General features: G+C 48.2%; 19 protein-coding genes, 3 tRNA genes and 2 rRNA genes (1 of these 24 only partly in view). 14 read left to right on the top strand and 10 right to left on the bottom strand.

All coding sequences use genetic code 11. From position 1 onward, the window contains the following. Nucleotides 1-10: 10 nt before the first annotated feature. Both tgt and lon read right to left on the bottom strand, forming a co-directional pair. Complete coding sequence (gene tgt / locus V8Z93_RS11070) at nucleotides 11-1,138, bottom strand: tRNA guanosine(34) transglycosylase Tgt (RefSeq protein ID WP_218412232.1); 1,128 nt, start codon at nucleotides 1,136-1,138, stop codon at nucleotides 11-13. Nucleotides 1,139-1,144: 6 nt separating this feature from the next. Next, entirely contained in the window at nucleotides 1,145-3,622 is a 2,478-nt protein-coding gene (lon, locus tag V8Z93_RS11065; protein ID WP_439431521.1) for an endopeptidase La, read from the bottom strand. Between the two features lie 252 nt (nucleotides 3,623-3,874). On the opposite strand from lon, the gene V8Z93_RS11060 reads away from it, so the two are divergent. After that, nucleotides 3,875-4,519 carry a tRNA1(Val) (adenine(37)-N6)-methyltransferase gene (locus V8Z93_RS11060; RefSeq protein WP_439431520.1) on the top strand — a complete coding sequence of 215 codons (645 nt, stop codon included), beginning with the start codon at nucleotides 3,875-3,877 and terminating at the stop codon, nucleotides 4,517-4,519. Between the two features lie 128 nt (nucleotides 4,520-4,647). Here the strand turns inward: V8Z93_RS11060 and V8Z93_RS11055 are convergent, their stop codons facing one another. Further along, nucleotides 4,648-5,688 carry a diacylglycerol/lipid kinase family protein gene (locus tag V8Z93_RS11055; RefSeq protein WP_439431519.1) on the bottom strand — a complete coding sequence of 347 codons (1,041 nt, stop codon included), beginning with the start codon at nucleotides 5,686-5,688 and terminating at the stop codon, nucleotides 4,648-4,650. Between the two features lie 194 nt (nucleotides 5,689-5,882). Between V8Z93_RS11055 and spt the strand changes: the two genes are divergently transcribed. The 9 genes from spt to V8Z93_RS11010 all read left to right on the top strand — a co-directional run bounded on the left by spt (nucleotide 5,883) and on the right by V8Z93_RS11010 (nucleotide 11,609). Beyond that, nucleotides 5,883-7,076: a serine palmitoyltransferase gene (gene spt, locus V8Z93_RS11050; RefSeq protein WP_203049582.1), complete on the top strand. Its 1,194-nt coding sequence runs from the start codon at nucleotides 5,883-5,885 to the stop codon at nucleotides 7,074-7,076. Between the two features lie 234 nt (nucleotides 7,077-7,310). Further along, nucleotides 7,311-7,384 (top strand) — tRNA-Pro (locus V8Z93_RS11045). Between the two features lie 37 nt (nucleotides 7,385-7,421). Continuing rightward, a tRNA-Pro gene (locus V8Z93_RS11040) sits at nucleotides 7,422-7,495 on the top strand. Nucleotides 7,496-7,532: 37 nt separating this feature from the next. Next, nucleotides 7,533-7,606 (top strand) — tRNA-Pro (locus V8Z93_RS11035). Between the two features lie 77 nt (nucleotides 7,607-7,683). Next, on the top strand, nucleotides 7,684-8,253 hold the full coding sequence (locus V8Z93_RS11030; protein ID WP_203041261.1) for an AAA family ATPase: 570 nt from the start codon (nucleotides 7,684-7,686) through the stop codon (nucleotides 8,251-8,253). Nucleotides 8,254-8,323: 70 nt separating this feature from the next. Next, nucleotides 8,324-8,683 carry a CidA/LrgA family protein gene (locus V8Z93_RS11025; RefSeq protein WP_203041260.1) on the top strand — a complete coding sequence of 120 codons (360 nt, stop codon included), beginning with the start codon at nucleotides 8,324-8,326 and terminating at the stop codon, nucleotides 8,681-8,683. After that, nucleotides 8,635-9,414 (top strand): LrgB family protein, encoded by a 780-nt coding sequence (locus V8Z93_RS11020; protein ID WP_439431518.1) that lies wholly within the window; start codon nucleotides 8,635-8,637, stop codon nucleotides 9,412-9,414. Before V8Z93_RS11025 ends, V8Z93_RS11020 begins: the two co-directional genes overlap by 49 nt. Nucleotides 9,415-9,496: 82 nt before the next feature. Next, nucleotides 9,497-10,957, top strand: a complete 1,461-nt coding sequence (locus V8Z93_RS11015; protein WP_203049580.1) for a right-handed parallel beta-helix repeat-containing protein — start codon at nucleotides 9,497-9,499, stop codon at nucleotides 10,955-10,957. Continuing rightward, nucleotides 10,941-11,609: a hypothetical protein gene (locus V8Z93_RS11010; RefSeq protein WP_203041258.1), complete on the top strand. Its 669-nt coding sequence runs from the start codon at nucleotides 10,941-10,943 to the stop codon at nucleotides 11,607-11,609. The genes V8Z93_RS11015 and V8Z93_RS11010 overlap by 17 nt, the downstream gene beginning before the upstream one ends. Before the next feature lie 138 nt (nucleotides 11,610-11,747). Here the strand turns inward: V8Z93_RS11010 and cdd are convergent, their stop codons facing one another. From cdd to V8Z93_RS10995, 3 genes are read right to left on the bottom strand one after another with little or no spacing between them, the layout of a single operon-like run. Continuing rightward, a complete protein-coding gene (cdd, locus tag V8Z93_RS11005; protein WP_203041257.1) occupies nucleotides 11,748-12,230 on the bottom strand; it encodes a cytidine deaminase in 483 nt (160 codons plus the stop codon). Between the two features lie 8 nt (nucleotides 12,231-12,238). Further along, nucleotides 12,239-13,528: a M64 family metallopeptidase gene (locus V8Z93_RS11000; RefSeq protein WP_439431517.1), complete on the bottom strand. Its 1,290-nt coding sequence runs from the start codon at nucleotides 13,526-13,528 to the stop codon at nucleotides 12,239-12,241. 44 nt (nucleotides 13,529-13,572) lie between these two features. Further along, entirely contained in the window at nucleotides 13,573-14,496 is a 924-nt protein-coding gene (locus tag V8Z93_RS10995; RefSeq protein WP_218412240.1) for a glucosaminidase domain-containing protein, read from the bottom strand. 80 nt (nucleotides 14,497-14,576) lie between these two features. On the opposite strand from V8Z93_RS10995, the gene V8Z93_RS10990 reads away from it, so the two are divergent. Further along, a complete protein-coding gene (locus V8Z93_RS10990) occupies nucleotides 14,577-14,966 on the top strand; it encodes a 2-amino-4-hydroxy-6-hydroxymethyldihydropteridine diphosphokinase (protein ID WP_203041254.1) in 390 nt (129 codons plus the stop codon). Nucleotides 14,967-15,065: 99 nt separating this feature from the next. Here V8Z93_RS10990 and nrdG read toward each other — a convergent pair whose 3' ends face one another. From nrdG to V8Z93_RS10970, 4 genes are all read right to left on the bottom strand, one after another. Beyond that, nucleotides 15,066-15,581, bottom strand: a complete 516-nt coding sequence (gene nrdG / locus V8Z93_RS10985; protein ID WP_439431516.1) for an anaerobic ribonucleoside-triphosphate reductase activating protein — start codon at nucleotides 15,579-15,581, stop codon at nucleotides 15,066-15,068. 8 nt (nucleotides 15,582-15,589) lie between these two features. Continuing rightward, nucleotides 15,590-17,812, bottom strand: coding sequence for an anaerobic ribonucleoside triphosphate reductase (locus V8Z93_RS10980; RefSeq protein WP_439431515.1), 2,223 nt, complete (start codon nucleotides 17,810-17,812; stop codon nucleotides 15,590-15,592). Between the two features lie 351 nt (nucleotides 17,813-18,163). Further along, complete coding sequence (coaW, locus tag V8Z93_RS10975) at nucleotides 18,164-19,003, bottom strand: type II pantothenate kinase (protein WP_203041251.1); 840 nt, start codon at nucleotides 19,001-19,003, stop codon at nucleotides 18,164-18,166. 93 nt (nucleotides 19,004-19,096) lie between these two features. Further along, complete coding sequence (locus V8Z93_RS10970) at nucleotides 19,097-20,563, bottom strand: SLC13 family permease (RefSeq protein ID WP_439431514.1); 1,467 nt, start codon at nucleotides 20,561-20,563, stop codon at nucleotides 19,097-19,099. 248 nt (nucleotides 20,564-20,811) lie between these two features. Here V8Z93_RS10970 and V8Z93_RS10965 point away from each other — a divergent pair, with 248 nt between their 5' ends. From V8Z93_RS10965 to V8Z93_RS10955, 3 genes are all read left to right on the top strand, one after another. Further along, complete coding sequence (locus V8Z93_RS10965; RefSeq protein ID WP_203041249.1) at nucleotides 20,812-21,096, top strand: hypothetical protein; 285 nt, start codon at nucleotides 20,812-20,814, stop codon at nucleotides 21,094-21,096. 621 nt (nucleotides 21,097-21,717) lie between these two features. Then, nucleotides 21,718-23,249: ribosomal RNA gene (locus tag V8Z93_RS10960) — 16S ribosomal RNA — on the top strand. Nucleotides 23,250-23,596: 347 nt separating this feature from the next. Continuing rightward, nucleotides 23,597-25,528: ribosomal RNA gene (locus tag V8Z93_RS10955) — 23S ribosomal RNA — on the top strand; it runs 966 nt beyond the window's last position. Together the 16S and 23S rRNA genes form the textbook arrangement of a ribosomal RNA operon.

Raw genomic sequence — 25,528 nt, 5'->3', positions numbered from 1 at the left:
AAGTCCAAAACTAGATTCGTGTGCCGAGCTGGTCGATGATGGAGCGCTTCCACTCCACAAAGTCGCCCTGCTCTATGTGATGGCGGGCATCGGTGACGAGTCGCAGGTAGAACGAGAGGTTGTGGATGCTGGCTATCTGCATCGCCAGGAGCTCCTGTGCCTTGAACAGGTGGTGCAGGTAGGCCTTGGTGGTCATGCGGTCGATGTCGCATCCGTCCGGGTCTACCGGACTGAAATCCATCTCCCATTTCTTGTTGCGCATGTTCATCGTACCATTATAGGTGAAGAGCATCGCATTGCGGCCGTTGCGGGTTGGCATGACGCAGTCGAACATATCTACACCACGCTCGATGGCTTCCAGAATATTCTGAGGAGTACCCACACCCATCAGGTAGCGAGGCTTGTCCTTTGGCAGGATCTCGTTCACCACCTCAATCATCTCATACATCACCTCGGTTGGCTCTCCCACGGCAAGACCGCCGATGGCATTTCCGTCTGCGCCCTTGTCGGCGATGAACTTGGCTGCCTCGCGGCGCAATTCAGGGAAGGTGCAGCCCTGAACGATAGGAAAGAGACTCTGCTGGTAGCCGTAGAGCGGTTCCGTTTCGTTGAAGCGCTTGAAGCAGCGGTCCAGCCAGCGCTGGGTGAGCTCCAGACTCTTTTTGGCGTACTGGAAATCGCTCTGTCCAGGAGGACACTCATCGAATGCCATCATGATGTCGGCACCGATGATGCGCTCGGTATCCATCACGTTCTCGGGGGTGAAGAAGTGCTTGCTGCCGTCGATGTGTGAGCGGAACTCGCATCCCTCTTCTCTGAGCTTGCGGATGCCAGTGAGCGAGAATACCTGGAATCCGCCGCTGTCGGTGAGGATAGGGCGGTCCCAGCCGTTAAACTTATGCAGTCCTCCTGCCGCCTTGATGACGTCGAGTCCCGGACGCAGGTAGAGGTGGTAGGTGTTGCCCAGGATAATCTGGGCTTTCACCTGTTGGCGCAACTCCTCGAAGTGGACGCCCTTTACGCTTCCCACGGTGCCTACTGGCATGAAGATAGGTGTCTTAATCTGTCCGTGGTCGGTGGTGATGATGCCAGTACGTGCATCGCTGGCCTTATCTGTTACTTGTAGTTCAAATTTCATTTTTCTTTATTTTTCTTCTTTTTTGTCGTTATCTGGAATGGTGAAGTTGATAGGGTGCTCCACTTTCTCGTCGGTGAGTGCGAACTCCCATACATCTGCCACGTCTTCTACATAGTGGAAGCTTACGCCCTTGAGATACTTTTCCGGAATGTCGAGAATGTCCTTCTCGTTATCCTTGCAAATCACGATGTCGGTGATGCCGGCACGCTTGGCTGCCAGAATCTTCTCCTTGATGCCACCCACTGGGAGCACTTTGCCTCGAAGGGTTATCTCGCCCGTCATGGCGGTGTTCTTGCGCACCTTGCGCTGGGTGATGGCCGAGGCGATGCTGGTGGCGATGGTGATTCCTGCCGATGGACCGTCTTTAGGCGTGGCACCTTCCGGCACATGGATGTGGAGGTTCCAGTTTTCAAAGATGCGATAGTCTACGCCGAGCAGGTCGATATGCGCCTTAATGTACTCCAGAGCGATGACGGCAGACTCCTTCATCACGTCGCCGAGATTTCCGGTCAGGGTCAGCTTGCCTTGCCTGCCCTTGCTCAGGGAGGTCTCGATGAAGAGGATTTCTCCGCCCACGGAAGTCCATGCCAGTCCGGTTACTACTCCCGCATAACTGTTGCCCTGATAGATGTCACGGTTGAAGGGTGCCGTGCCAAGAATATCTTTCAGTTCGGCTGGGGTGATGGCAGGCTTTTCCAGTTCCTTGGAAGAGGCGAGCTTGTAGGCCATCTTGCGCAGTCCTTTGTTAATCTGCTTCTTCAACTGGCGTACGCCGCTTTCTCGGGTGTAGTGCTCGATGATGTTCTCGATGGCTGCCTTGCTGAAGGTCACCTTCGGGGTGAACGTGTCGAGACCCGTATTCTCCAACTCCTTCGGAATCAGGTGGCGCTTGGCTATTTCTATCTTCTCCTCGGTGATATAGCCGCCTACTTCTATCAGCTCCATGCGGTCGAGCAATGGGCGCGGGATGGAACTGATGTCATTGGCGGTGGCGATGAAGAGAACCTTCGAGAGGTCGTAATCCACATCCAGATAGTTGTCGTGGAAGGCTACGTTCTGCTCTGGGTCGAGTACTTCGAGCAGTGCCGATGCCGGGTCGCCATGATAGTTATTGCTTGATACCTTGTCTATCTCGTCGAGAATGAATACTGGGTTGCTGCTTCCCGCTTTCTGGATGTTCTTGATGATACGTCCTGGCATTGCACCGATGTAGGTGCGGCGATGACCGCGAATCTCCGACTCATCGTGCAGACCGCCGAGCGACATGCGTACATACTTGCGGTTCATGGCCTTGGCAATACTTCTTCCCAAACTGGTCTTTCCTACTCCTGGAGGACCGTAGAGGCAAAGGATAGGACTCTGCGTTCCGTTTTTCAAGCTTCTAACTGCCAGGTATTCCAGGATTCGCTCCTTCACTTTCTCCATGCCGTAGTGGTCCTGGTTGAGAATCTTCTTGGCGTGGGTCAGGCTCAGGTTGTCTATGGTGTATTCGTTCCAAGGCAAATCTACCAGCGTCTGCAGATAGTTGATCTGAATAGGATAGTCGGGGCTTTGCGGATAGATGTTGTCAAGCTTGGCCATCTCCTTCTTGAAAACCGCCTGGGTTGCTCCGTTCCATACTTTGTGCTGGGCCTTTTCGAGCAGTTCCTTCTTCTCCGGACTTCCTTCCCCTTCTCCCAGTTCAGTCTTGATTTGCTTAATCTGCTGTTTCAGGAAGTATTCCTTCTGCTGTTCTTCCATCTCGTATTGAGTCTTTCTCCTGATTTCTGATTGCAGGTAGAGCAGTTTCAGCTCCTTTTGCAAAGCCTTCATTGCTACTATAATACGGTCGGGGAGGAACTCTTCCTCCAGCATCTTGATTCTATCTTCTACAGAAAAAGACAAGGAGTTGCAGAGAAAGTTGCACTTGACGAAGATGTTGGAAATCTCATTGATGGCATAGACCGCCTCGTCTGGGATGTTTTCGTTATTCTTGATGAATTTGATTGACTCCTCGAAGAAGGTCTTGGTCAGGGTCTTGAACATCGGCTCCTTGGCCAATTTCTCTGAAGGCCAGAGTTCCAGTTGGCTCTCCACGTCTGCCATGTGGTAGGGGTGGGATTCTACGATGCTTTTCAGCTTGCATCTTCCCAGACCCTGTACGATGACGGTCTTCTGGTGCTCCTCGTTGGGCATGTTGATGACTTTCACCAGTTTTGCGAAAGTTCCCTGTTCGTAGAGATCTTCTGCTGCAGGATCTTCGGTGTCTTCTTGCTTCTGACAGAAGATACAGAATATCGTTTCTGGATTCTGCTCCAGCATGTTTACCAGTTCCTGACTCTTTTTTCTGCCCACCACGATAGGGGTCAGCACAGCTGGAAAAACTACCAGGTCGCGTGTGCAGAGGGTAGGATAGATGCCTGCTTCTCTTTGTTGAATCAGCACGGATGCATCACCTTCGAAGTCGGCAATCATCTGGATTCGTGTATTTGAATTATCGTTCATATTTGTTAAATAAACACTTTTTGGGGGTGTAAATTTGATGAATATACTTTTTTAGTTTGCAAAGTTAGTGATTTTTGGTGAAAAACCCATCTGTTTTTCCAAAAAACTCCTCTTTATTATATTTTATTTTTAATAGAGGAGGGTAAATGTAATAAAATGCTTAAATTTGCGTTATGATTTTAAGTAAAAAAGTTAGGATAAATGGCAGGATTTAAGTTTAAGCAATTTGAAATTCACCAAGACCGTTGTGCCATGAAGGTGGGTACGGATGGTGTGCTGCTGGGGGCATGGGCTCCTGGCGGCAAGCGTATATTGGATATTGGTTCGGGCACAGGGCTCATCTCGCTGATGATGGCGCAGCGCTGCCAGGAGGCTCAGGTGATAGGTGTTGACCTGGATGCTGAGGCTTGTGATGAGGCTCGTGAGAATGTGGCGGCTAGTCCCTTTGCCGACAGGGTGAGCATAGCGTGCTGCCGCTTGCAGGATTATGAATCGGCGGAGAAGTTTGATGCCATCGTAAGTAATCCTCCCTTCTTCTTGAATAGTCTGAAAAATCCAGACAGTAAAAGGTCTATGGCCCGCCATGCTGACAGCTTGCCGTTTAGGGATCTTTTTCTGGGGGTAAAACGATTGCTTTCTGAAGAGGGCGTGTTCTCGGCAATAGTACCGTCGGAAGTACTGGATGCTTTTACGTCAGAAGCCTATCTGCTAGGCTTTTGCGTTGTTCGCCAATGTGGGGTTAAAACGGTGGAACGGAAGCAGCCTAAGCGCTTTATGCTGACCTTTGCCAGACATAGAACGGTGGAGATGGAAAATGCGATTGAGGTAATGATGGATTCTGACGGGAACCGATCGGAATGGTATGCGAAAATTACTGAGGAATTCTATGTAAGCTAATTTTGATATGAAGATATTGATTTAATATCAAAGATAATATTTTTATATAAAGACAAGAGTTGGAGGTTAGAAGTTGCAGGAAGTATAGTCATGCCTGCAAAATCTTCTAATTTCCAACTCCTGTCATTTTAAAGGTTCAGTTTGCGTTGCACCAGTTTACTGATGGCTTCAACTCGCTTGCTCTGTCGCTGGATATCCTTCTGGATGTCGTCGCGAACCACATTGATGTCGTTGAAGAAATCTGCAAAGGCCGATTGGATCATGTTGGGCTTGCGGACACTTTTGTCGGCGAATGGATTGATGATCATCTTGATGCCTTTCTCTTCCAGATGCACGTCGATATCGGCACCAGTCATCACCGGGTCACCGTCGTAATGGATAACACCCGGCTTGCTGCGTGAAATGTGGAGCTTCTTACAGCGGAACGACTTAATCTTCGAGTTCTTGTCGAGCGTCTTGTTGAACATGTCGAAACTAACCTGCGAAGCCTCCAGAACATCGAATGGCTCCATGATGACAACGTCCATCAGTCCGTCGCTCATGGATGCCTGTGGAGCTATGTAGGCATTGTTGCCATATTGTGAGGCATTGGCGCAGGAAATGAGAAAGGCCTTGTATTGCTTGGTGCCTGTCTCGTCTTCCAGCGTATAGGTCTCCGGCTCATATTTCAGACCCTCTCTGAGAATGTTCTCTGCATAACTGATAGGTCCTCGCTTTCCGCTCTCGGCAAATTTCATGCTGACGAAGGCGTCGAATCCCATTCCGCAGGTGCAGAAGAAAGGGTAATCGTTGATGACTCCATAGTCAAGGTCGCGTATCTGGCAAGCATTGATTACCTCGATGCTCTTTTTCAAGTTCATAGGCAAGAGCAGGTGGCGCGCCAGTCCGTTGCCGGAACCGCAAGGCAGGATGCCCAGGGCTGTATCTGAATGGACGATGGAACGGGCTACTTCGTTGACGGTGCCGTCGCCACCCACTGCCACCACGATGTCGGCATGGTCGTCTCTGGCTTCGGCGGCAATCTCAGATGCGTGCCCGGCTCTTTCGGTTAACCTTATCTCGTACTCGAACAGCTCCTTGTCCAAAGTAGAATCTATCAAACTGGGAACAGCCGCTTTGCTGCTGGTTCCAGAAATCGGGTTCATGATGAAAACTATCTTTTTTTTCATATCTTAGTCAAGAAAACGTAATTTTTAAAGTGCAAAAGTAATAAAAATCCCTAAAATAGCAAGAAATATCCATTAAAAAAACTCTAAAAGTAAACTTTCTTAGGAAAAAAGCGGTTATATTAGTCTTTTTTTGTATCTTTGCACCCTGAAACTTAGAATAAATATAAAAAGAAAATAAAGTACACCTATTTATAATGGGACAATTACAAGAAAGATACAAGAATTATCGTGTTCCTCAGAAGTATATGGCTGCCGGTGTGTATCCATACTTCCGCGAGATCACAAGTAAGCAGATGACTGAAGTTACCGACATCGACGGACACCATATCCTGATGTTCGGCTCAAATGCTTATCAGGGTTTGACAAACGACCAGCGTGTAATCGACGCAGCCAAGGCTGCTCTTGACAAGTATGGCTCAGGCTGTGCGGGTAGTCGTTTCCTCAATGGTACCCTCGATTTACATGTACAGCTCGAGAAGGAGCTTGCAGAGTTTATGGGTAAGGACGAGACATTGTGCTTCTCTACTGGTTTCTCTGTGAACCAGGGTGTGTTGGCATGTGTTGTGGGTCGCGGTGATTATATCATCTGCGACGACCGTGACCACGCCAGTATCGTAGATGGCCGCCGTCTCTCATTCGCTACCCAGCTTCACTACAAGCACAACGACATGGAAGATTTGGAGCGTGTGCTCTCTAAGCTTCCTGAGGATGCTGTCAAACTTATCGTGGTTGATGGCGTGTTCTCTATGGAGGGTGACTTGGCCAACTTGCCTGAGATTGTAAAGCTCAAGCATAAGTACAACTGCTCTATCATGGTGGATGAGGCTCATGGTCTCGGCGTATTCGGTAAGCAGGGACGTGGCGTCTGCGACCACTTCGGCTTGACAGATGAGGTAGACCTTATCATGGGTACATTCTCTAAGAGTTTGGCTTCTATCGGTGGTTTCATCGCATCAGACAAGGATACTATCAACTTCCTCCGTCACAACTGCCGTACTTACATCTTCAGTGCATCCAATACTCCAGCAGCTACCGCTGCTGCTCTTGAGGCACTCCACATCATTCAGAAAGAGCCAGAGCGTTTCAAGAATCTGTGGGATGTAACTAACTATGCCTTGAAGCGTTTCCGCGAGGAGGGTTTTGAGATTGGTGAGACCGAGAGTCCTATCATTCCTCTCTACGTTCGCGATGCTGAGAAGACATTCGTTGTTACTAAGTTGGCTTATGATGCGGGTGTATTCATCAATCCGGTTATTCCTCCAGCATGTGCTCCACAGGATACATTGGTACGTTTTGCCCTCATGGCAACTCATACCAAGGATCAGGTAGAGAAGGCTGTTCAGATTTTGAAGAAGATTTTCGTAGAGGAAGGAATCATCAAGGCGTAATGGCAATAAGGATGGCGATAGCTGATTTTTCAGAATCGCTATATATAATAAGGTATAAAGGGCAGCTTTTTCGGAAGTTGCCCTTTTATTTTGGGCAAAAAACAAGAAAATGAATATTTTTTTGAAAAAAGTTGCCCGAAAATTTGGTGGAATCAGAAAATTGTTGTACCTTTGCACCCGCAATTCAGAAATGATGCTTACGCTAACAAAGATAAGTTGCAGTGAGAATGAAAGCGGGGTGTAGCGCAGCCCGGTAGCGCTCCTGTTTTGGGAACAGGTGGTCGCAGGTTCGAATCCTGTCGCCCCGACTCAATCTTCTCTAGTGACGGATAGCATAAGTAAAAGCGGGGTGTAGCGCAGCCCGGTAGCGCTCCTGTTTTGGGAACAGGTGGTCGCAGGTTCGAATCCTGTCGCCCCGACTTGATTGTTTCTGATGATAAATTGCTAATGTAGAAGCGGGGTGTAGCGCAGCCCGGTAGCGCTCCTGTTTTGGGAACAGGTGGTCGCAGGTTCGAATCCTGTCGCCCCGACATTCAAGAAAGCTAAGAAGATTAAATCTTCTTAGCTTTCTTGCTTTATATAAGTTTAATTTAAAAATGTTACTATCATGATTATTACGATTGCGCGCCAGTGTGGATGTGGCGCTGTTCGTGTGGGCAGGTTGCTTGCTGAACATTATGGTATTCCTTTCTATACCCGTAAAAATTTGATGGAAATGGCTGAAGAGCGTGGAATCCTTGACGAGATGGAGGCTTTCTTCGATGAAACTCCTGTGGATGAATTGCTCTTTTCTATGTCTTCCCTAGGTGAGAACCAGAAGCTGCTCACCGAAAAACCTCTTCATGCTTTGGCGGATATGATCGGACAGGAGAATTGTATCATCATCGGACGCTGTGGAAACTATATCTTCAGAGAGCGCAAGGATCTGGTATCCGTGTTCCTGAAGGGTGGTTTGCAAGCTCGTATCGAGGAAATCCAAGAGGAACAGGGATTAACCCGTAATGAGGCTGCCGAGTTTGTGGAACATGCCGATTATTGCCGTGTAGCTTATCACCAGTATTATACCGGACTAACATGGGGTAATGCGGATGATTATGACGTTTGTCTGGATACGGTTCGCCTGGGCGTAGAGAAGACGGCAAGTGCCATTGAGACTTATGTAGAAGCGGTATTGTAAAAGTAAGGAGTTACCTGTTAGGAGGTTTTAAAGGACTACTAACGGTCAGTTTCAAAAAATAGTATTTAGGATGAAATTTTTAATTCAGTTTTTAATTATCATTGCATTCTCTTTTGCGGGAGAATTGCTCCATTACCTGCTGCCGCTGCCTATCCCTGCCAGCATCTATGGCATCGTCTTGCTCTTTGCGGCTTTGGAGTTGAAGTTGGTCAAGGTGAAGCATATCAGGGAGACGAGTGGTTTTCTGATTGCCATCATGCCTGTGATGTTTATTCCTGCTGCAGTGGGTCTCATTGATTCCTGGCAGTCGATTGCCGGCGCATGGCTGCAGTATGTTGTCGTTACCGTGGTCAGCACCTTCGTGGTTATGGGGGCTTCGGGATGGATTACTCAGTTTGTTATCAGAAAGGGAAAGGAGGCGAAGAAATGATGTCGCTTTTCTTATCTTCTATGACCATGCTGGGTGCTTCGGTTCCGTTGTTCCAGGATTCCGTATTTTTCGGAGTTCTCATCAGTCTGGCTGCATACGCCATCGGTATGTTGCTGAAGGTAAAGACAGGATGGTCGCTGATGAACCCGTTGCTTATCTCTATCATCTTGGTGATTGTTACCTTGCTGATTACTGGGGTAGACTACAAGACGTATAGTGCGGGTGCCAACTGCATCAGTTATCTGCTTACTCCTGCAACCATTTGTCTGGCTGTGCCGCTTTATCAGCAGGTAGAGTTACTCAAGAAGAATTATCGTGCTGTATTGATTGGTATCCTGGCGGGTGTGTTGGCAAGTCTCTGTTCTGTCTTGATTCTGGCTTTGCTCTTCCATTTCGACCATGCGGCTTATGTCACCTTCCTACCGAAGTCTATCACCACCGCCATCGGTATCGGTGTTTCTGAGGAGTTGGGAGGTCATGTTTCCGTAACTGTAGTAGTTATCATCGTAACGGGTGTCTTGGGCAATATCTTTGCTGAGAAATTCCTCAAGCTGCTCTGCATCAAGGAACCTATAGCCAAAGGTATCGCCATCGGATGTTCTGCCCATGCGCTGGGTACGGCGAAGGCGATGGAGATGGGTACCATCGAGGGTGCGATGAGTAGCCTTTCCATTGTGGTATGTGGTGTGATGACGGTGATTGGTTCTTCCATCTTCGCCATGTTCATGTAACCATGTAAGCAACATTTGCTTTCTTATCATCTTGGTTCATAAGAATCATGCAATATTTAGTCCCTTTTTTCGTTTTATAAATATGAAACGAAAAAAGGGATTTTTATATATATTAATAGGTGGTATGACTACTGCCTTCATGGTAAGTTGTGCTGATGATGAGAGTTTCTCATCATCCCGTAACGACTTACTCGCTTTTTCCATGGATACAGTTTGCCTGGACACTACTTTCTCGAATGTGCCTACGCCAACCCGAAGCTTCTGGGTTTATAATCATACGGGAAAGGGATTGCGCTGTTCTTCTGTAAGATTGGAAAACGGAAATCAGACTGGGTATCGGGTGAATGTGGACGGTTCGTTTCTGGGGCAGACCGCTGGTTTCCAGACTCAGAATGTTGAGGTGCGCAAGGGTGATAGTATCCGTGTATTCGTGGAACTGACTTCCCGCCAGCAATATCAGGATGATCCGCAGCTGGTGGAAGATAATCTGCTCTTTCAATTGGAGAGTGGAGTGCAGCAGAAGGTGAACCTGAAGGCTTATTCGTGGGATGCCACTTTGCTGAACAATCCCACCATCAGGAAGGATTCTACCATCAGAGATAGCAAGCCGATTGTGATATACGGCGGAATGAAGGTGGACAGTTTGGCTACGCTTACTATTGGGGCTGGCACCCGACTGTATTTTCATGAGAATGCCGGGCTGAAGGTGTATGGAACCCTCCATGTTCAGGGTGAACAAGGCAAGGAGGTGGTGATGAGAGGAGATAGAATCGACAATATGTTTGATTATCTGCCTTACGACCGCACTCCGGGACAATGGCAAGGCATCCAGCTGATGGCATCATCATATAATAATGTCATCAACTATGCTGATATCCATAGCACCTATCATGGTATCCTTGTTGATTCATGCGATGTGACCAGGCAGAAACTCCTGGTGCAGAATGCTACGGTTCATAATTGTCAGGGCTATGGCATTCTCGTTGATTCTGCCAAGGTTCAGATATACAATAGCCAGATTTCCAATACACTGGAGCATCCGCTCTATGTGCATGGCGGCGATGTGGAAGTGAACGGATGTACCATTGCTCAGTTCTATCCGTTTGATGGACGCCGTGCTACGGCTATCGGATTCATGCCTCCTGTCAGCAACCTCAAGGTGACGAACTCGCTTGTTACGGGCTACCACGACGATGAGGTGGTCTGGAGTGCGCCAAAGGAAGATGAAGTCTGCAATTTCAGTTTTGACCATTGTGTGCTGCGTACGGAAAAGATGGAGACAGACGACAGTCTGAAGTTCACGAACATCATATTTGAGGATGTGAAGGACACCACCCGATTTGGTGAGAAGCATTTCCGCCTGTTTGATACCGACAACTTGAAGTACGATTTCCGCCTCCGCAAGGAATCGGCTGCCATTGGAGCAGCAGATGCTGCCACCTCATTGCCTGCCGACCGCCTGGGATTTCGCCGTGACGACAAACCGGATGCGGGCTGCTATGAGTTTGAGGAACAGATAGAAGAAAATGACAAGAAGGAGTAGGATAGTGAGGGTAGGAGCAGCGGCATTGGCCCTGATTCCTATTCTTGCGTTTGCAGAAGGGAGGCAGACCGAGAATCAGTCGCTGCCGGTTTCTTCCCAGCAGCAGAAGAAAGAAGATGCAGAAGTGCTGGCAAGGGCGCTGGATTATTTCGTTTCCATGAAATATCATGAATGCCAGATTCTTCTGGAAAGGCTCGACAAGACCTATCGCCTGAATCCCAGATATAAGGCATACTTGGGCGTGTGCTATTATTATGAATGGGATTATGAGCAAACCGTCAGGTGTCTTGACCCGGTTATCCCCCTGTTGGAGAACTTTGCGCCTCAGGAGCGTTCTTTCTATTGCTGGGCTGATGCAGAGAGCCATTTCGGTTTGCAGCAATACGAATCGGCCTTGCCGCTTTATGAGCAGATGCTTTCGCTTTGTCAGGAGAATGAGAAGCCTGATGCCTATTATCGCTTGGGCTTCTGTCATCTTTTCCGGGCGAGGGATATGGAGAAGTCTGCAAGTAGAGAAGATATGATGACAGAATATACGAAGGCTCGTGATTATCTGCGGAATGCATTGAAGGGTTACCTGCGTTATCGCAATACGGCAGATGAAAAGGCCCGCATTGCCCAGATACAGCACATGCTGAAAGGGATGAGGTGATCCATTATAATAAAGTAATCCATTGTAATGTGGTAATCTGCTATAATGAGGTTATCTTCAATATCGCAGGAAACAGTGAGGTAATAGTATTGAAAGAGGGCGTGTCATAGATTATCTACGACACGCCCTTTTTGCATTTTATTCTTTCATGTTGGCATCTACGAATGAGAATGGCAACAAATCTTTGATACTTCCGAAGCAATAGATGCCAGCCTCGCCGTATAGCAGGATGCGTACAGGCTGCTTGTATCGGTCTTCCATCTCAAGAATCACCTGGCGGCAAGCACCGCATGGCGATATGGGCGACTTGAGGAAGCCGTTCGCGTTTCTGGCTGCTATGGCCAGGGTAGTGATGGCCTGCTCAGGATAGTTAGACTGAGCTCCGAAGATGGCACTTCTCTCTGCGCAGAGGCCAGAAGGGAAGGCTGCATTTTCCTGGTTGGCTCCAATGACGATTCTTCCGTCAGCAAGCAGGCAGGCAGCTCCTACATAGAAGTGACTATAGTTGGCATAGGAATTATGGGTAGCTTCCATTGCCTTCCTGATCAATGTCTGTTCCGTTTCATTCAGTTCAGATAGCTGGGCTATCTGGTAGTTGATGTTCAGTGTCTGCTCTTTCATAAGCTAAGTTATTTGGTGTAAAAGTCGATGATGTCTGTCAGGGCTTTTTTGCATACCGCACAGAAGTTTGGGGTTTCGTTGATGCGCATTCTGCAATCCTGTACGCCACGGTATACGCCCTTTACGCTATAGCCGGCTCCCTCGAAGACTCCCACTTTATTCACAGCCTCCTTTTCCTTCTTGGAAAGAGGTGTTGGTATTGGGGTGCCCTTCTTGATCATACCCTTCCATTTGCTGTCGAAGTCAACCAGGGTGGTGATGTTCTTCTCCCATGGTTCCACGTCGTGGGGATACATTGGGATGGCTTCTGATTCGTAGGCATATTCATCGGCAAGTCCGGCGAAGGAATGTCCGAATTCATGTACTACCACTGGCTTGAACCATTTCTGATGACAGGTGGTCAGATTGTATGAGTTCAGGATACCGCCGCCGCCATATCTGGTGGAATTTACGAGAACGATGATGTGCTCGTAGGGTGTTCCTGCCAGACAATTGTGCAGATCCTTCAGATGCAGGGTGGTGAGATAGCGTTCACTATAGAAGGTGTCGAAGTGGGAACTCAGAGCGGTCTTCTTCCAGATACCCTTGCCTGGTTCGCTGGTGCCACTATCCTGCGATACCGATTTCACAGCAACAACGTTGAATCTGTCTTTCATGCTCTTGAAAGGCTCGTGTGCAAATATGGCGTCGTTGGCTTCCTTGGCATCCTGCAGGAAGATAGGCATCTCTTCTTCCGTATATCCTTCTGCCACGTAGGCAATGTGGATGCACTTGTTGGTATCCGCTGCCGCCTGCAAGGTTTCGTATGGGGTAGGATTGTCGCCCTTGTGATGAATCAGAATGTCTTTAGGTGCTACCTGATGGGTGAGCGATGTCATGATTTCGCGGCGGTTGTTGCGCAGGTCAAGGGTGATATCTACCGTATCCTTTGGCATGGGTACCAGAAAGACATTCTCGAAACTCTGGGTGTTCTTGGCTGCCTCTGGATAGGAGAGCCATTCCTGGAAGAGCGTAGAGAAGGAATTGCGGTAGATTACTTTGCCCGAACGGTGGTCGCGCACGGTAATCTGTCCGTTACCTTCTACCGGCAACTCGCTGAGTCGCTGTTTCTTACCATACCAGCGTGGCAATACGTTCAGCTCGTCAACGGCAATCAGCTGCTTGTCGCTGTTGCCGGCAAAAGTGTAATCAACTCTCAATGTCTTGTCAACGAAATAATCGTCAAAGTTCTGCGCCTTCACTTGGCTGGCTCCCATGAGTATGGCCAGGGCTGCAAATGAAATGATATATTTCTTCATTGTCTTTTATTTTATTTACCTGATTCTGATTCTAATCTTCTTTATTATCTGATTCTGATTCTATCGCCAATCTTAATCTGATGGTCAACATCAAAATTGTTCATCTTGTAGAGATACTTCAGTCTGATACCATACTTTTGTGAGATGGTATACATACTTTCGCCGTTTCTTACGATGTGTGGACGATTCTTATACTGTTTTGGAGCCTTCTTGCGCTTCTTCTTGAGATAGATTACTTCTCCTCTGTGCAGAACGTCGTTCTTGTCTCGTTCGTTGTATTTGGCAAGCTTGCGCCAACTGATTTCTATTTCCTTACCCAATGCCTTGAAGGTATCGCCCTCGCGGGTAATCAGGTAATAGTTGTCATTGAACTTGTGGATAGGGTGCAGAAGTCCCTGGGCATTGACAGCCTGTTCTGTTCCGCTATGCTCGGCCATGAAACGGTCGAATCGCTTCGCCTTGTCGTAGTCGAAGAGCTTGTAAAGTTCTATGATTTGTATCAGCTTGTTGGCATATTGCGGATTGGTGGCATAGCCACACTGTTTCAATCCTCGTGCCCAACCCTTGTAGTCGCGCTGTCCCAGTTCAAAGAGACGGGCATATCGTGGCTGTCTAGCCAGAAACTTGCTATGGTCTTCATAGCTGTCTCTGGCATCCTTGTAAACACGGAAGCACTCGCCGCGGGCATCGTCGTCGTGGTATTGGGTAGGGCCTGTCCAGTTGTGACATTTGATGCCAAAATGGTTGTTACCCTGGGTTGCCAGCACGCTCTTGCCTGCGCCACTCTCAAAGAGTCCCTGCGCTAGAGTGATGCTGGCTGGAATATGGTAGCGGAGCATCTGTTCAATGGCGAGATCCTTATATTGGTTGATGTATGTCTGATAAGACTGGTTCCACTTCATCTGCGCATGAGATGTAGCGCAGATGAGTAAAGAAATGCCTATTATATATGTTTTTATTCGATTCATAATGCAAAAATATAAAAAAAATCGGGAAAATCGTACATAATTTAAGTATTTTCACTATCTTTGCATAGAAATTAGAAAAAATGAAGGCATATAGAACAAAAATAGTGGTAGCATTGGGTTCTAACGTCAATCAGGAAGCCCATATCCAGCAAGCCAAGGCTTTGCTTGAAGCTACTTTTAATGATATGGAATTTGGCACTTCCTTATGGACCGAACCTATAGGAATATCATCTGATAAATTTCTGAATGTGATAGGAGTGGGATATACGAATGTAAATAAGGAACGTACTATTCTGGCTCTGAAAAACATGGAGCATAAATGTGGAAGAAGAATAGGAGAGAGTAGAAAGGGTATCATTGCCCTGGATATCGATTTGCTGCTCTTTGGTTCAGAGCGTTTGCACGAGGGCGACTGGAACAGGGGGTACATCAAGAACCTGCTTCTGCAATTGGGAGTTTCCGTAGACTGAGCTTTAGGGGTTTTAAAAAGCTCAGTGGACGGAAAAATTGTGTAATTCCTGAAAGAATTTGATGATTTCAGGAAGAATCTGATGATTCCGGGAAGGGGGTTATAGTTCCGGAATCGGATTTTCTTTGGTAAGGTGGAGCTCTATCACTTTACCTGTTTCTAATGATTTCTTTACGTTGATGAGCCGCTGGTTGCTGCTCCCTCTGAAAAAGAGGTCTTCATCACGAAGGTCCTTCATAAACGGACCATCTACCAATACGTCTATCAGTTTCAACAGCTCAAGTTGTTTGGGATTCTTCAGCAGATTCTCATACTTGTAGCCGGTGAAACACCAGATATCCTTATCGCTTTGCGCCCGGATGGCACGTGCCAACTCTGCAAAGCCTTCTGCCTGGAACATCGGGTCACCGCCGGAAAAGGTAACATTGGCGAATGGATCGTCCATGATTTCTTTCATGATCTCCTCCGTTGAGGTCATTGTGCCATGGTTGATGTCCCACGATTGAGGGTTATGGCATTCTGGACAATGGTTGGGACAACCGGCACAATAGATAGAGGTCCGGAAGCCCGGACCATCTACCATTGTATCGTGTACTATACTTAAAACGCTTATCATGACGGATGTTAAGAGTTTGGTGTGTCAATGTGGGTAACACGGTCGTGGAGCTCAGCCAGCTTGCCGCTGTTCCAACGGTCGGTGGTACCTACCAGGTAACCTGTAATTCGCTGCAACTTGTCGATGTGGCGGCTGCCGCACTTAGGGCAAACCTCAAGGTTGGCATCTGCATTCTCATATCCGCAGTCGAGACAACGGTTGCGGTTGTGGTTTACAGAGCCATAGCCCATGTTGTACTTATCCATCATGTCAACAACGCTTGCAATTACTGCAGGGTTGTGGGTTGCATCACCATCAATCTCTACATAGAAGATGTGGCCGCCACGGGTCAAATCGTGGTAAGGTGCCTCTATCTGTGCCTTTTTCATGGCGGTGCACTTGTAATATACTGGCACGTGGTTACTGTTGGTATAGTAATCGCGGTCGGTAACGCCAGGGATAATGCCAAACTGCTTGCGGTCTTTCTTGGTGAACTTACCGCTCAATCCCTCGGCTGGTGTAGCGAGGATAGAGTAGTTGTGATGGTACTGCTCGCTGAACTCGTTTGCACGGTCGCGCATGTAGGTCACAATCTTCAATCCTAATTTCTGAGCTTCCTCGCTCTCGCCATGGTGATGACCGATGAGAGCTACGAGGCACTCTGCCAGACCGATGAATCCGATACCGAGTGTACCATGGTTGATGACGCTTTCGATGGTCTCCTCTGGCTTCAGCTTTTCTGCGCCCACCCAGAGATACTTCATCAGCAATGGGAACTGCTTAGCCATCGCTGTCTTCTGGAACTGGAAGCGCTCGTCGAGCTGTTTGGCTGTGATGTCGAGGATGTTGTCGAGCTTGGCAAAGAACATGTCGATGCGCTGCTGCTTGTTCTCGATGCCCATGCACTCGATGGCGAGTTTCACGATATTGATGGTAGAGAAACTCAAGTTACCACGAGCGATGCTGGTCTTCTCGCCCCAACGATCTTCGAATACACGTGTGCGGCAACCCATGGTCGCGATTTCCCACTTGTAACGCTCAGGATCGTCGGCACGCCACTTCTCGTTCTGGTTGAAGGTAGCGTCGAGATTGAGGAAGTTAGGGAAGAAACGACGGGCTGTTACCTTGCAGGCCAACTGGTAGAGGTCGTAGTTGCGATCTTCCTTCAGATAGTTTACGCCACGCTTTTTCTTCCAGATTTGGATTGGGAAGATGGCTGTCTCACCATTGCCCACACCCTCGTAGGTGCTCTGCAGAATCTCGCGCATGATGCAACGTCCCTCGGCGCTGGTATCTGTACCATAGTTGATAGATGAGAATACCACCTGGTTTCCGCCACGAGAGTGGATGGTGTTCATGTTGTGGATGAATGCCTCCATGGCCTGGTGGACGCGGTTCACGGTCTTGTTGATGGCATGCTGCTCCAGGCGAGCCTTGCCCTCAAGACCTGCGAGGTCTTTCTCCAGATAGTCGTCGATGGCGATGTCGTAGAGGTCGCTCAGGTCTTCGCCAGTCAGCTTCTCCAGGTTCTTCACCTCTTCCTTATACGACATGCGTACGTAAGGGGCAAGATAGAAGTCGAAGGCTGGAATTGCCTGACCACCGTGCATCTCGTTCTGGCAAGTTTCCAAAGAAATGCAAGCCAATACTGCTGCAGTCTCGATGCGCTTTGCTGGACGGCTAGAACCATGACCGGCTGTGAATCCATGTTCGAGAATGACATCCAATGGGTGCTGTACGCAAGTCAGACTCTTGGTAGGATAATAGTCTTTATCATGGATATGGATGTAGTTATGCATGACGGAGTCGCGAACATCCTGCGAGAGGAGGTAGTCGTCGACGAATGGCTTGGTGGTTTCTGAAGCAAACTTCATCATCATGCCGGCTGGTGTGTCGGCATTCATGTTGGCGTTCTCACGGGTAATGTCGTTGTTCTTGGCATTGACGATGCTCATGAATACGTCGCGTGTCTTTGCTTTGCGGGCAATGTTGCGCTGGTTGCGATAAGCGATGTATTTCTGGGCCACATCCTTGCGGGCGCTCTTCATGAGCTCCATCTCGATGGCATCCTGGATGGCCTCTACGCTCATCTGGCTCTTGCCTCGATATGAGATGTGGTCGGCGATTTGCTCTATCAGGGTAGAGTCCTCGCCCTTATCTGTATGTAACATGGCTTTGCGTATGGCAGCCATAATTTTTTGCTCGTTGAAACCAACGATACGTCCGTCGCGTTTTACTACAGTTTGAATCATTTCTAGTGTTACTTTTATGATAGTTATTTAATTCTCTTAATACTAAGTCTTTACGACTTTCGATGGTTGTAAAGACCATCTTTTTGATGTTGCAAAGATAAGAAAATAAGTTGAAAGTTGTACGTTTTGGATAACTTTTCTTCTGTTAAAAAACATTAAGTCGTTGATTTTCAGAGATTTAAAAAATCGTTTTGGAAAACTTTACTTTGTAGAGGTTTCCCAAAACGATTAACTTGTTCTTTTTCAATATGTTGTAGCGTTGTGCATGTCGTGCCCATTATATTTGTGCTTTTTGTGCCTTTCCGCCTTTCTTCTGTTAGTTTGATGATGATAAGTAGTTCGTATCTTATTCTATGCCAATGTAGCTCTGCTCTTATAGTCGAGTGCAGCACCGATGGCGGTGCAGAATTCTGAGTATTTAGGTATTCTGAATCTCACCCCATAGAGCTTCTCCATGGCTGGGAATACCTCCCGGCATTGTGGCAGGAGGGTCAGGTTGCCTATCATGACAAAGTCTTTGATACCTGATTCCAAAGATGAGAGAATCGTGGCAGAGCCGATGCTCTGCAATACCATGCCGATGAGTCCCATGGCGATGTCTTCCCTGGAAGCATTTGCCTTGGCGTTGCTGAAGAGGGAGGCTGTAGCGGTCATCGGAAGTCCTGGAAGGGGCTTGGCGCTGATGTCGCCTATGAGCAGGTTGATCTTAGAAATGTCTCCATCTTTGGCAAGATTAACTATCTGCTTGATGTCATCCGTCTTGAGCATGATGCGACTCAGACCTGCGAGTGTTCCGCCGCCTATGCCTATGCCGCCGATGTGCTTGATTTCGTCTCCATCGCATTTCACAAGCGATGTGCCTGTTCCCATGCTGACCACAATCATGCGGTCGAGCTTGCTCTCATAGCGTGCACCCAAACCGTCTGCAACGAATTCCTGACTCTTGGAAGTAGGCAGACCATAGATAGGCTCATCGATATAGGCTGCGCCTACACCCGTGAGCATCACGTGTTCCACCTCGTTGAGGCTGATCTTGTTGTCGTGTAAATATTTTCCGAAAGCTCCGTACAAGGAGGTGATAGGGTCGGTAGCCTTGATGCGTATCGGACTGATAACCATTCCGTTATCGTCAATTCCTACGATCTTTGTTGTTGAAATACCGACGTCTATTCCGATTACTATCTTTTTCATGGGTGCAAAGTTACTGCAAAAAGAAGACACTGCAAAATAAAAATGGATTTATTTTGCAGTGTCGATATTTAATACTTCTTAAAATGTGTTCTTTTACAGAACATTCAGTCGGCAGAAGGTGATCAGTACGGTGTAGCCGATAACCATACTTAATACACCCACGGTAAGACCGGCTTTCACCATGTCGGTCTGTTGGATAAGACCGGTGGAGTAGGCGATGGCGTTAGGAGGGGTAGAGATAGGGAGCGACATGGCGCATGATGCTGCCACTGCCACGCCGATGAGAACCGTCTCAGTTCCACCGATTGCCACCAGTTTCCCGCCCATACCAGCACATACTACGGTAAGGATAGGTATCAGCAGGGCGGCTGTGGCTGTATTGGAGATGAAGTTACTCAGCGTGAAGCATACCAGGCCGGATACAACCATGATGACGAATGGGTTGAACTCGCCGAATGGGATACTCTTCACGGCGTTTTCTGCAAGTCCGGTGCCGTTCATGGCAAGACCGAGAGCGAATCCGCCGGCTACCATCCAGATGACAGCCCAGTCGATGTCCTTCAGGTCGTTAGCTGTTATCACGCCTGTGAATGCGAATACGGCTATCGGCAACATGGCTACGGTGTTGGCGTTGATGCCGAGCTGCTTTCCGCAAACCCATAATATAATGGTAAGGAAGAAGGTGGCTCCCACCACAGCAGTGCGCCAGTTGTGCTGCATGCTGCCGTCTATCTTGAGTTCGATGGTCTCCTGTGAGAATGGGAACATCTTGCGGATGATAAACCATGCGCAGATGAGCATGATGATTACCATCGGGCACATAATCATCATCCAGTCGCCGAAACCGATGCCTAGGTTCAATCCGGTTGGGTCGTTGAGCACCTTGTAGGCAAAGGCGTTTGGTGGGGTTCCGATAGGGGTACCCATACCGCCCAGGTTGGCACCGATAGGAATGGCCATGGTAAGTGCCACTCTTCCCTTTCCGTTGGCAGGGAGTGATTTGAACACTGGGGTCAGGAAGGTGAGCATCATGGCTGCTGTGGCTGTATTGGAGATGAACATGGAGAAGATTCCCGTTATCAGCATGAAGCCCAGCAATACATATTCCGACCGTTTTCCGAATGGAGCTATCAGGGTTTTTGCCATCAATACGTCAAGACCACTCTTGGTGGCGGCTATCGCCAGGACGAAACCTCCCAGGAAGAGGATGATGGTTGGGTCGGCAAAGCATGCCATCACACCTTGGTAGTCCAGAAGCTTTCCGTATTCTCCCTCGGCTCCCTGCATCACAGCGAAGGCTGAGTCGGAGACGAAAAACAGCAGGACGAAAATGATGACTACCGACGTAGCCCATGCGGGAATGGCCTCCGTGAGCCACAGCATGACGGCCATCACGAAGATAGCTATGACGCGTTGTTGAACCACAGTGAGGTTTTCTATGCCGAAGCAATCGATGGGCAAGTTCCACACTACGACGGTGAATAGGGCAGTGATGGCAAACATCAGAGCTTTTTTTCGATTGAAGTCACCGGTCAATACTTTTTTAACTGTTTCTTGCATTATCTTTCTTGTTTTTAGATTATATTTTCCTTTTTCCGGTTAGGAGCATTGTCTTCTGGCAACACTTCAATACTGCAAAAATACATATTATTTTTGAATTAGCAACAAATATATCGGAAAAAACGATGAAAAAATATGGTTTTTCAACAAAAAAATGAGAAAAGGTGACGAACTTTGCGTTTTTTTTCTTATATTTGCAGAAAAATGGCGATAGTAGCTATCGCTTTAACCGATTAAAATTATAGCGTATGAGTCAGTCAGTATTATTTTTTATCATCGTTTTGGTGATTGTTTTTGCCATCATGGTATCGTCTTATATACACAAACGCCATCATGAGTTTAATATGGACGATATCGAGAGGGCTGTGCGTGGAGCATATCCTAAGGGGGTGCGCTCGATTGGAAAGAGCGAACTGGTAGATGCAGTGAAGAAGCATTTTCATTGTTCTTCTAAGGATGCACATTATATAATAGGTGTAGCACGCCGAAAAAAGATCATTGATATTTCTGCTGGCTATGTTACGCTGGCATAAAAGCCTGCTGAAATCGCTCGAAAATTGGCCTTTAGCATGGGAAAATTTTCCCTTAAGGAAACTTGGAGTTTCAGTTAAGGAGACGTAGATTTTCCCTTAAGGAAACAAATGGTTTCACTTAAAAAAGCATTTGAAACACTTTTGGTGTGTTTTTGAGGCCATTTCTTAGCCCTTATCTGTAGCCTTGATAGTGGTGTGTGTTCGTGCACACCTCATGCTATATAATATAATAAGGTGTAATGCAGAAAAAGAAGCTTTGAAATGTTTTAGAATGTTAAAATCAAAAGAAAAATGAAAGTTTTTCCTCGAAACATTTGGCAGTTTCGGAAATAGTTCGTACTTTTGCACTCGCTTTTGAGAAATCGCTTCTCTTAGCAAACATAAAGCAAGAGTTCTTTGAAAGATTTTACATAAACAGACAAGTAGTACAAGAAGCGGTTTTGAATTACACCTTATTATATATAGGGAGTATGAAGGAACTGGGTAAAAAGAAACGAACCGTCAAGAAATTGACAAGTCAGGTTTACTAAGCTTCAATAAACGAAAAGGATATTCGTCCTAAGTACAGACAACAAACACTTCGCTATACTTTCGGGTTTAGCAAAGTAAAAATGATATTTTACAATGGAGAGTTTGATCCTGGCTCAGGATGAACGCTAGCTACAGGCTTAACACATGCAAGTCGAGGGGAAACGATAGAGAAAGCTTGCTTTTTCTAGGCGTCGACCGGCGCACGGGTGAGTAACGCGTATCCAACCTGCCCATCACTTGGGGATAACCTTGCGAAAGTAAGACTAATACCCAATGACGTCTCTAGAAGACATCTGAAAGAGATTAAAGATTTATCGGTGATGGATGGGGATGCGTCTGATTAGCTTGTTGGCGGGGTAACGGCCCACCAAGGCGACGATCAGTAGGGGTTCTGAGAGGAAGGTCCCCCACATTGGAACTGAGACACGGTCCAAACTCCTACGGGAGGCAGCAGTGAGGAATATTGGTCAATGGACGAGAGTCTGAACCAGCCAAGTAGCGTGCAGGATGACGGCCCTATGGGTTGTAAACTGCTTTTATAAGGGAATAAAGTGGGAGTCGTGACTCCTTTTGCATGTACCTTATGAATAAGGACCGGCTAATTCCGTGCCAGCAGCCGCGGTAATACGGAAGGTCCGGGCGTTATCCGGATTTATTGGGTTTAAAGGGAGCGTAGGCCGGAGATTAAGCGTGTTGTGAAATGTAGACGCTCAACGTCTGCACTGCAGCGCGAACTGGTTTCCTTGAGTACGCACAAAGTGGGCGGAATTCGTGGTGTAGCGGTGAAATGCTTAGATATCACGAAGAACTCCGATTGCGAAGGCAGCTCACTGGAGCGCAACTGACGCTGAAGCTCGAAAGTGCGGGTATCGAACAGGATTAGATACCCTGGTAGTCCGCACGGTAAACGATGGATGCCCGCTGTTGGTCTGAATAGGTCAGCGGCCAAGCGAAAGCATTAAGCATCCCACCTGGGGAGTACGCCGGCAACGGTGAAACTCAAAGGAATTGACGGGGGCCCGCACAAGCGGAGGAACATGTGGTTTAATTCGATGATACGCGAGGAACCTTACCCGGGCTTGAATTGCAGAGGAAGGATTTGGAGACAATGACGCCCTTCGGGGTCTCTGTGAAGGTGCTGCATGGTTGTCGTCAGCTCGTGCCGTGAGGTGTCGGCTTAAGTGCCATAACGAGCGCAACCCCTCTCCTTAGTTGCCATCAGGTCATGCTGGGCACTCTGGGGACACTGCCACCGTAAGGTGTGAGGAAGGTGGGGATGACGTCAAATCAGCACGGCCCTTACGTCCGGGGCTACACACGTGTTACAATGGCAGGTACAGAGAGATGGTGTTCTGCAAAGCGCATCTAATCCTTAAAGCCTGTCTCAGTTCGGACTGGGGTCTGCAACCCGACCCCACGAAGCTGGATTCGCTAGTAATCGCGCATCAGCCATGGCGCGGTGAATACGTTCCCGGGCCTTGTACACACCGCCCGTCAAGCCATGAAAGCCGGGGGCGCCTAAAGTCCGTGACCGTAAGGAGCGGCCTAGGGCGAAACTGGTAATTGGGGCTAAGTCGTAACAAGGTAGCCGTACCGGAAGGTGCGGCTGGAACACCTCCTTTCTGGAGAGACGAATTTCCTATGAAGATTTAGGAACAAGACTTAAAAGTTCGCTTCTCTTCTTGTACGCACCATCTGTTTAATTAAATACAGGAGACTGGGATTCCTTATACATTATATAATATGTAGGGATGGCTCAAGCAAAATGGTTCAACTCCACAATCTCCACCATGCCTTTTAAGGCAAGAAGATCTTTGACATATTGACACAAGCAAAACTGTAAGTAATGAACTTTAGTTCAGACTAAAGTGAATCAAATCGCAAGATGAGATTTCACAAGTTAGAATACAGCTGAAAGTATGAGCTACTTATTCGTTATTCGGAAACGAGTAACAAGAATACAGTCGTAAAGAAAGTAAGAAAGGGCGTATGGCGGATGCCTAGGCTCACGGAGGCGATGAAGGACGTGATAAGCTGCGATAAGCTTCGGGTAGGTGCAAATAACCTTTGATCCGGAGATTTCCGAATGGGACAACCTAGCCGTCTGAAGGACGGTTACTAGCACTCATGTGTTAGAGCTAACGCAGGGAACTGAAACATCTTAGTACCTGCAGGAAGAGAAAATAAATGAATGATTCCCCCAGTAGTGGCGAGCGAACGGGGAACAGCCCAAACCAGTGGCGTCGCAAGGCGTGGCTGGGGTTGTAGGACCGCGACATTGTATTGAAATGGTGAGTGGAAGTATCTGGAAAGTTACATCACAGAAGGTGATAATCCTGTACACGAAGCCAAATCAAGCATAGCGGTATCCTGAGTAACGCGGGACACGAGGAATCCTGCGCGAATCTGCCGGGACCATCCGGTAAGGCTAAATACTCCCGTGAGACCGATAGCGAACGAGTACTGTGAAGGAAAGGTGAAAAGAACCCCGAGCAGGGGAGTGAAATAGTTCCTGAAACCATGCGCCTACAAGCGGTCGGAGCACAGCAATGTGTGACGGCGTGCCTTTTGCATAATGATCCTACGAGTTACCGTCACTGGCGAGGTTGAGTACCATGAGGTACGTAGCCGCAGTGAAAGCGAGCCTGAAGAGGGCGCACAGTCAGTGGGGGTAGACGCGAAACCAAGTGATCTACACTTGGCCAGGATGAAGTCCCGGTAACACGGGATGGAGGTCCGCACCAATAAGCGTTGAAAAGCTTCTGGATGAGCCGAGTGTAGGAGTGAAAGGCCAATCAAACTTGGAGATAGCTCGTACTCCCCGAAAGGCATTTAGGTGCCGCGTCGGATGGTCACCGTGAGAGGTAGAGCGACCGATAGGACAAGAGGGCTTCACCGCCTATCGAGTCCTGACGAACTCCGAATGCTCACGGTCTGCAGTCCGGCAGTAAGGGGGCGGGTGCTAAGGTCCGTCCCCGAGAGGAGAAGAATCCAGACCGCCGTCTAAGGTCCCGGAGTTCTGCCTGAGTTAGTCTAACGAAGTCTGGTCCCTATGACAGCTAGGATGTTGGCTTGGAAGCAGCCATTCATTCAAAGAGTGCGTAACAGCTCACTAGTCGAGGGTCCGGGCATGGATAATAATCGGGTATAAGGCAGACACCGAAGGCGCGGGATAGCAATATTAAAAGTATCGGTAGGGGAGCATACTCACAGCGTCGAATGGTGTACGTAAGTTATCCTGGAGCGGTGAGTAAAGCAAATGTAGGAATAAGTAACGATAAGGAGGGTTAGATTCCCTCCCGCTGTAAGACCAAGGTTTCCCGGGCAATGCCAATCAGCCCGGGGTCAGTCGGGTCCTAAGTCTAAGCCGAACGGCGATGGCGATGGCAGAGACGGTTAATATTCCGTCACTGCCGCATGGGGCGACGTGGAGACGGAGCAGTGAAACCACCGCGGGGCGACGGAAGTCCCCGTTGAAGAGTGTAGGTGTTGAGGATGGCAGGCAAATCCACCATCCGAGCTGAACTTGACAGTACGGAGTCCTCCTCGGAGGAATCTGATAGTGTGGGTAATCATACTCCCGAGAAAATCCGCTAAGCTTAACCCATGCGGCACCCGTACCGCAAACGGACACACGTGGTCGGGTAGAACATACTAAGGCGTTGAGAGATTCATGGTTAAGGAACTAGGCAAATTGACCCTGTAACTTCGGGATAAAGGGTCCTCGTGAATAGCGAGGCGCAGAGAATAGGTCCAGGCAACTGTTTAACAAAAACACAGGGCTGTGCAAACTCGAAAGATGACGTATACAGCCTGACACCTGCCCGGTGCCGGAAGGTTAAGAGGAGATGTCACCAGCAATGGGAAGCATTGAATTGAAGCCCCGGTAAACGGCGGCCGT

The organism is Segatella copri (genome assembly GCF_051861805.1).
GTDB classification, from domain to species: domain Bacteria; phylum Bacteroidota; class Bacteroidia; order Bacteroidales; family Bacteroidaceae; genus Prevotella; species Prevotella copri_M.
Note: the sequence above shows the minus strand (reverse complement) of the source record. Positions and strands in the feature narration are given on the sequence as shown.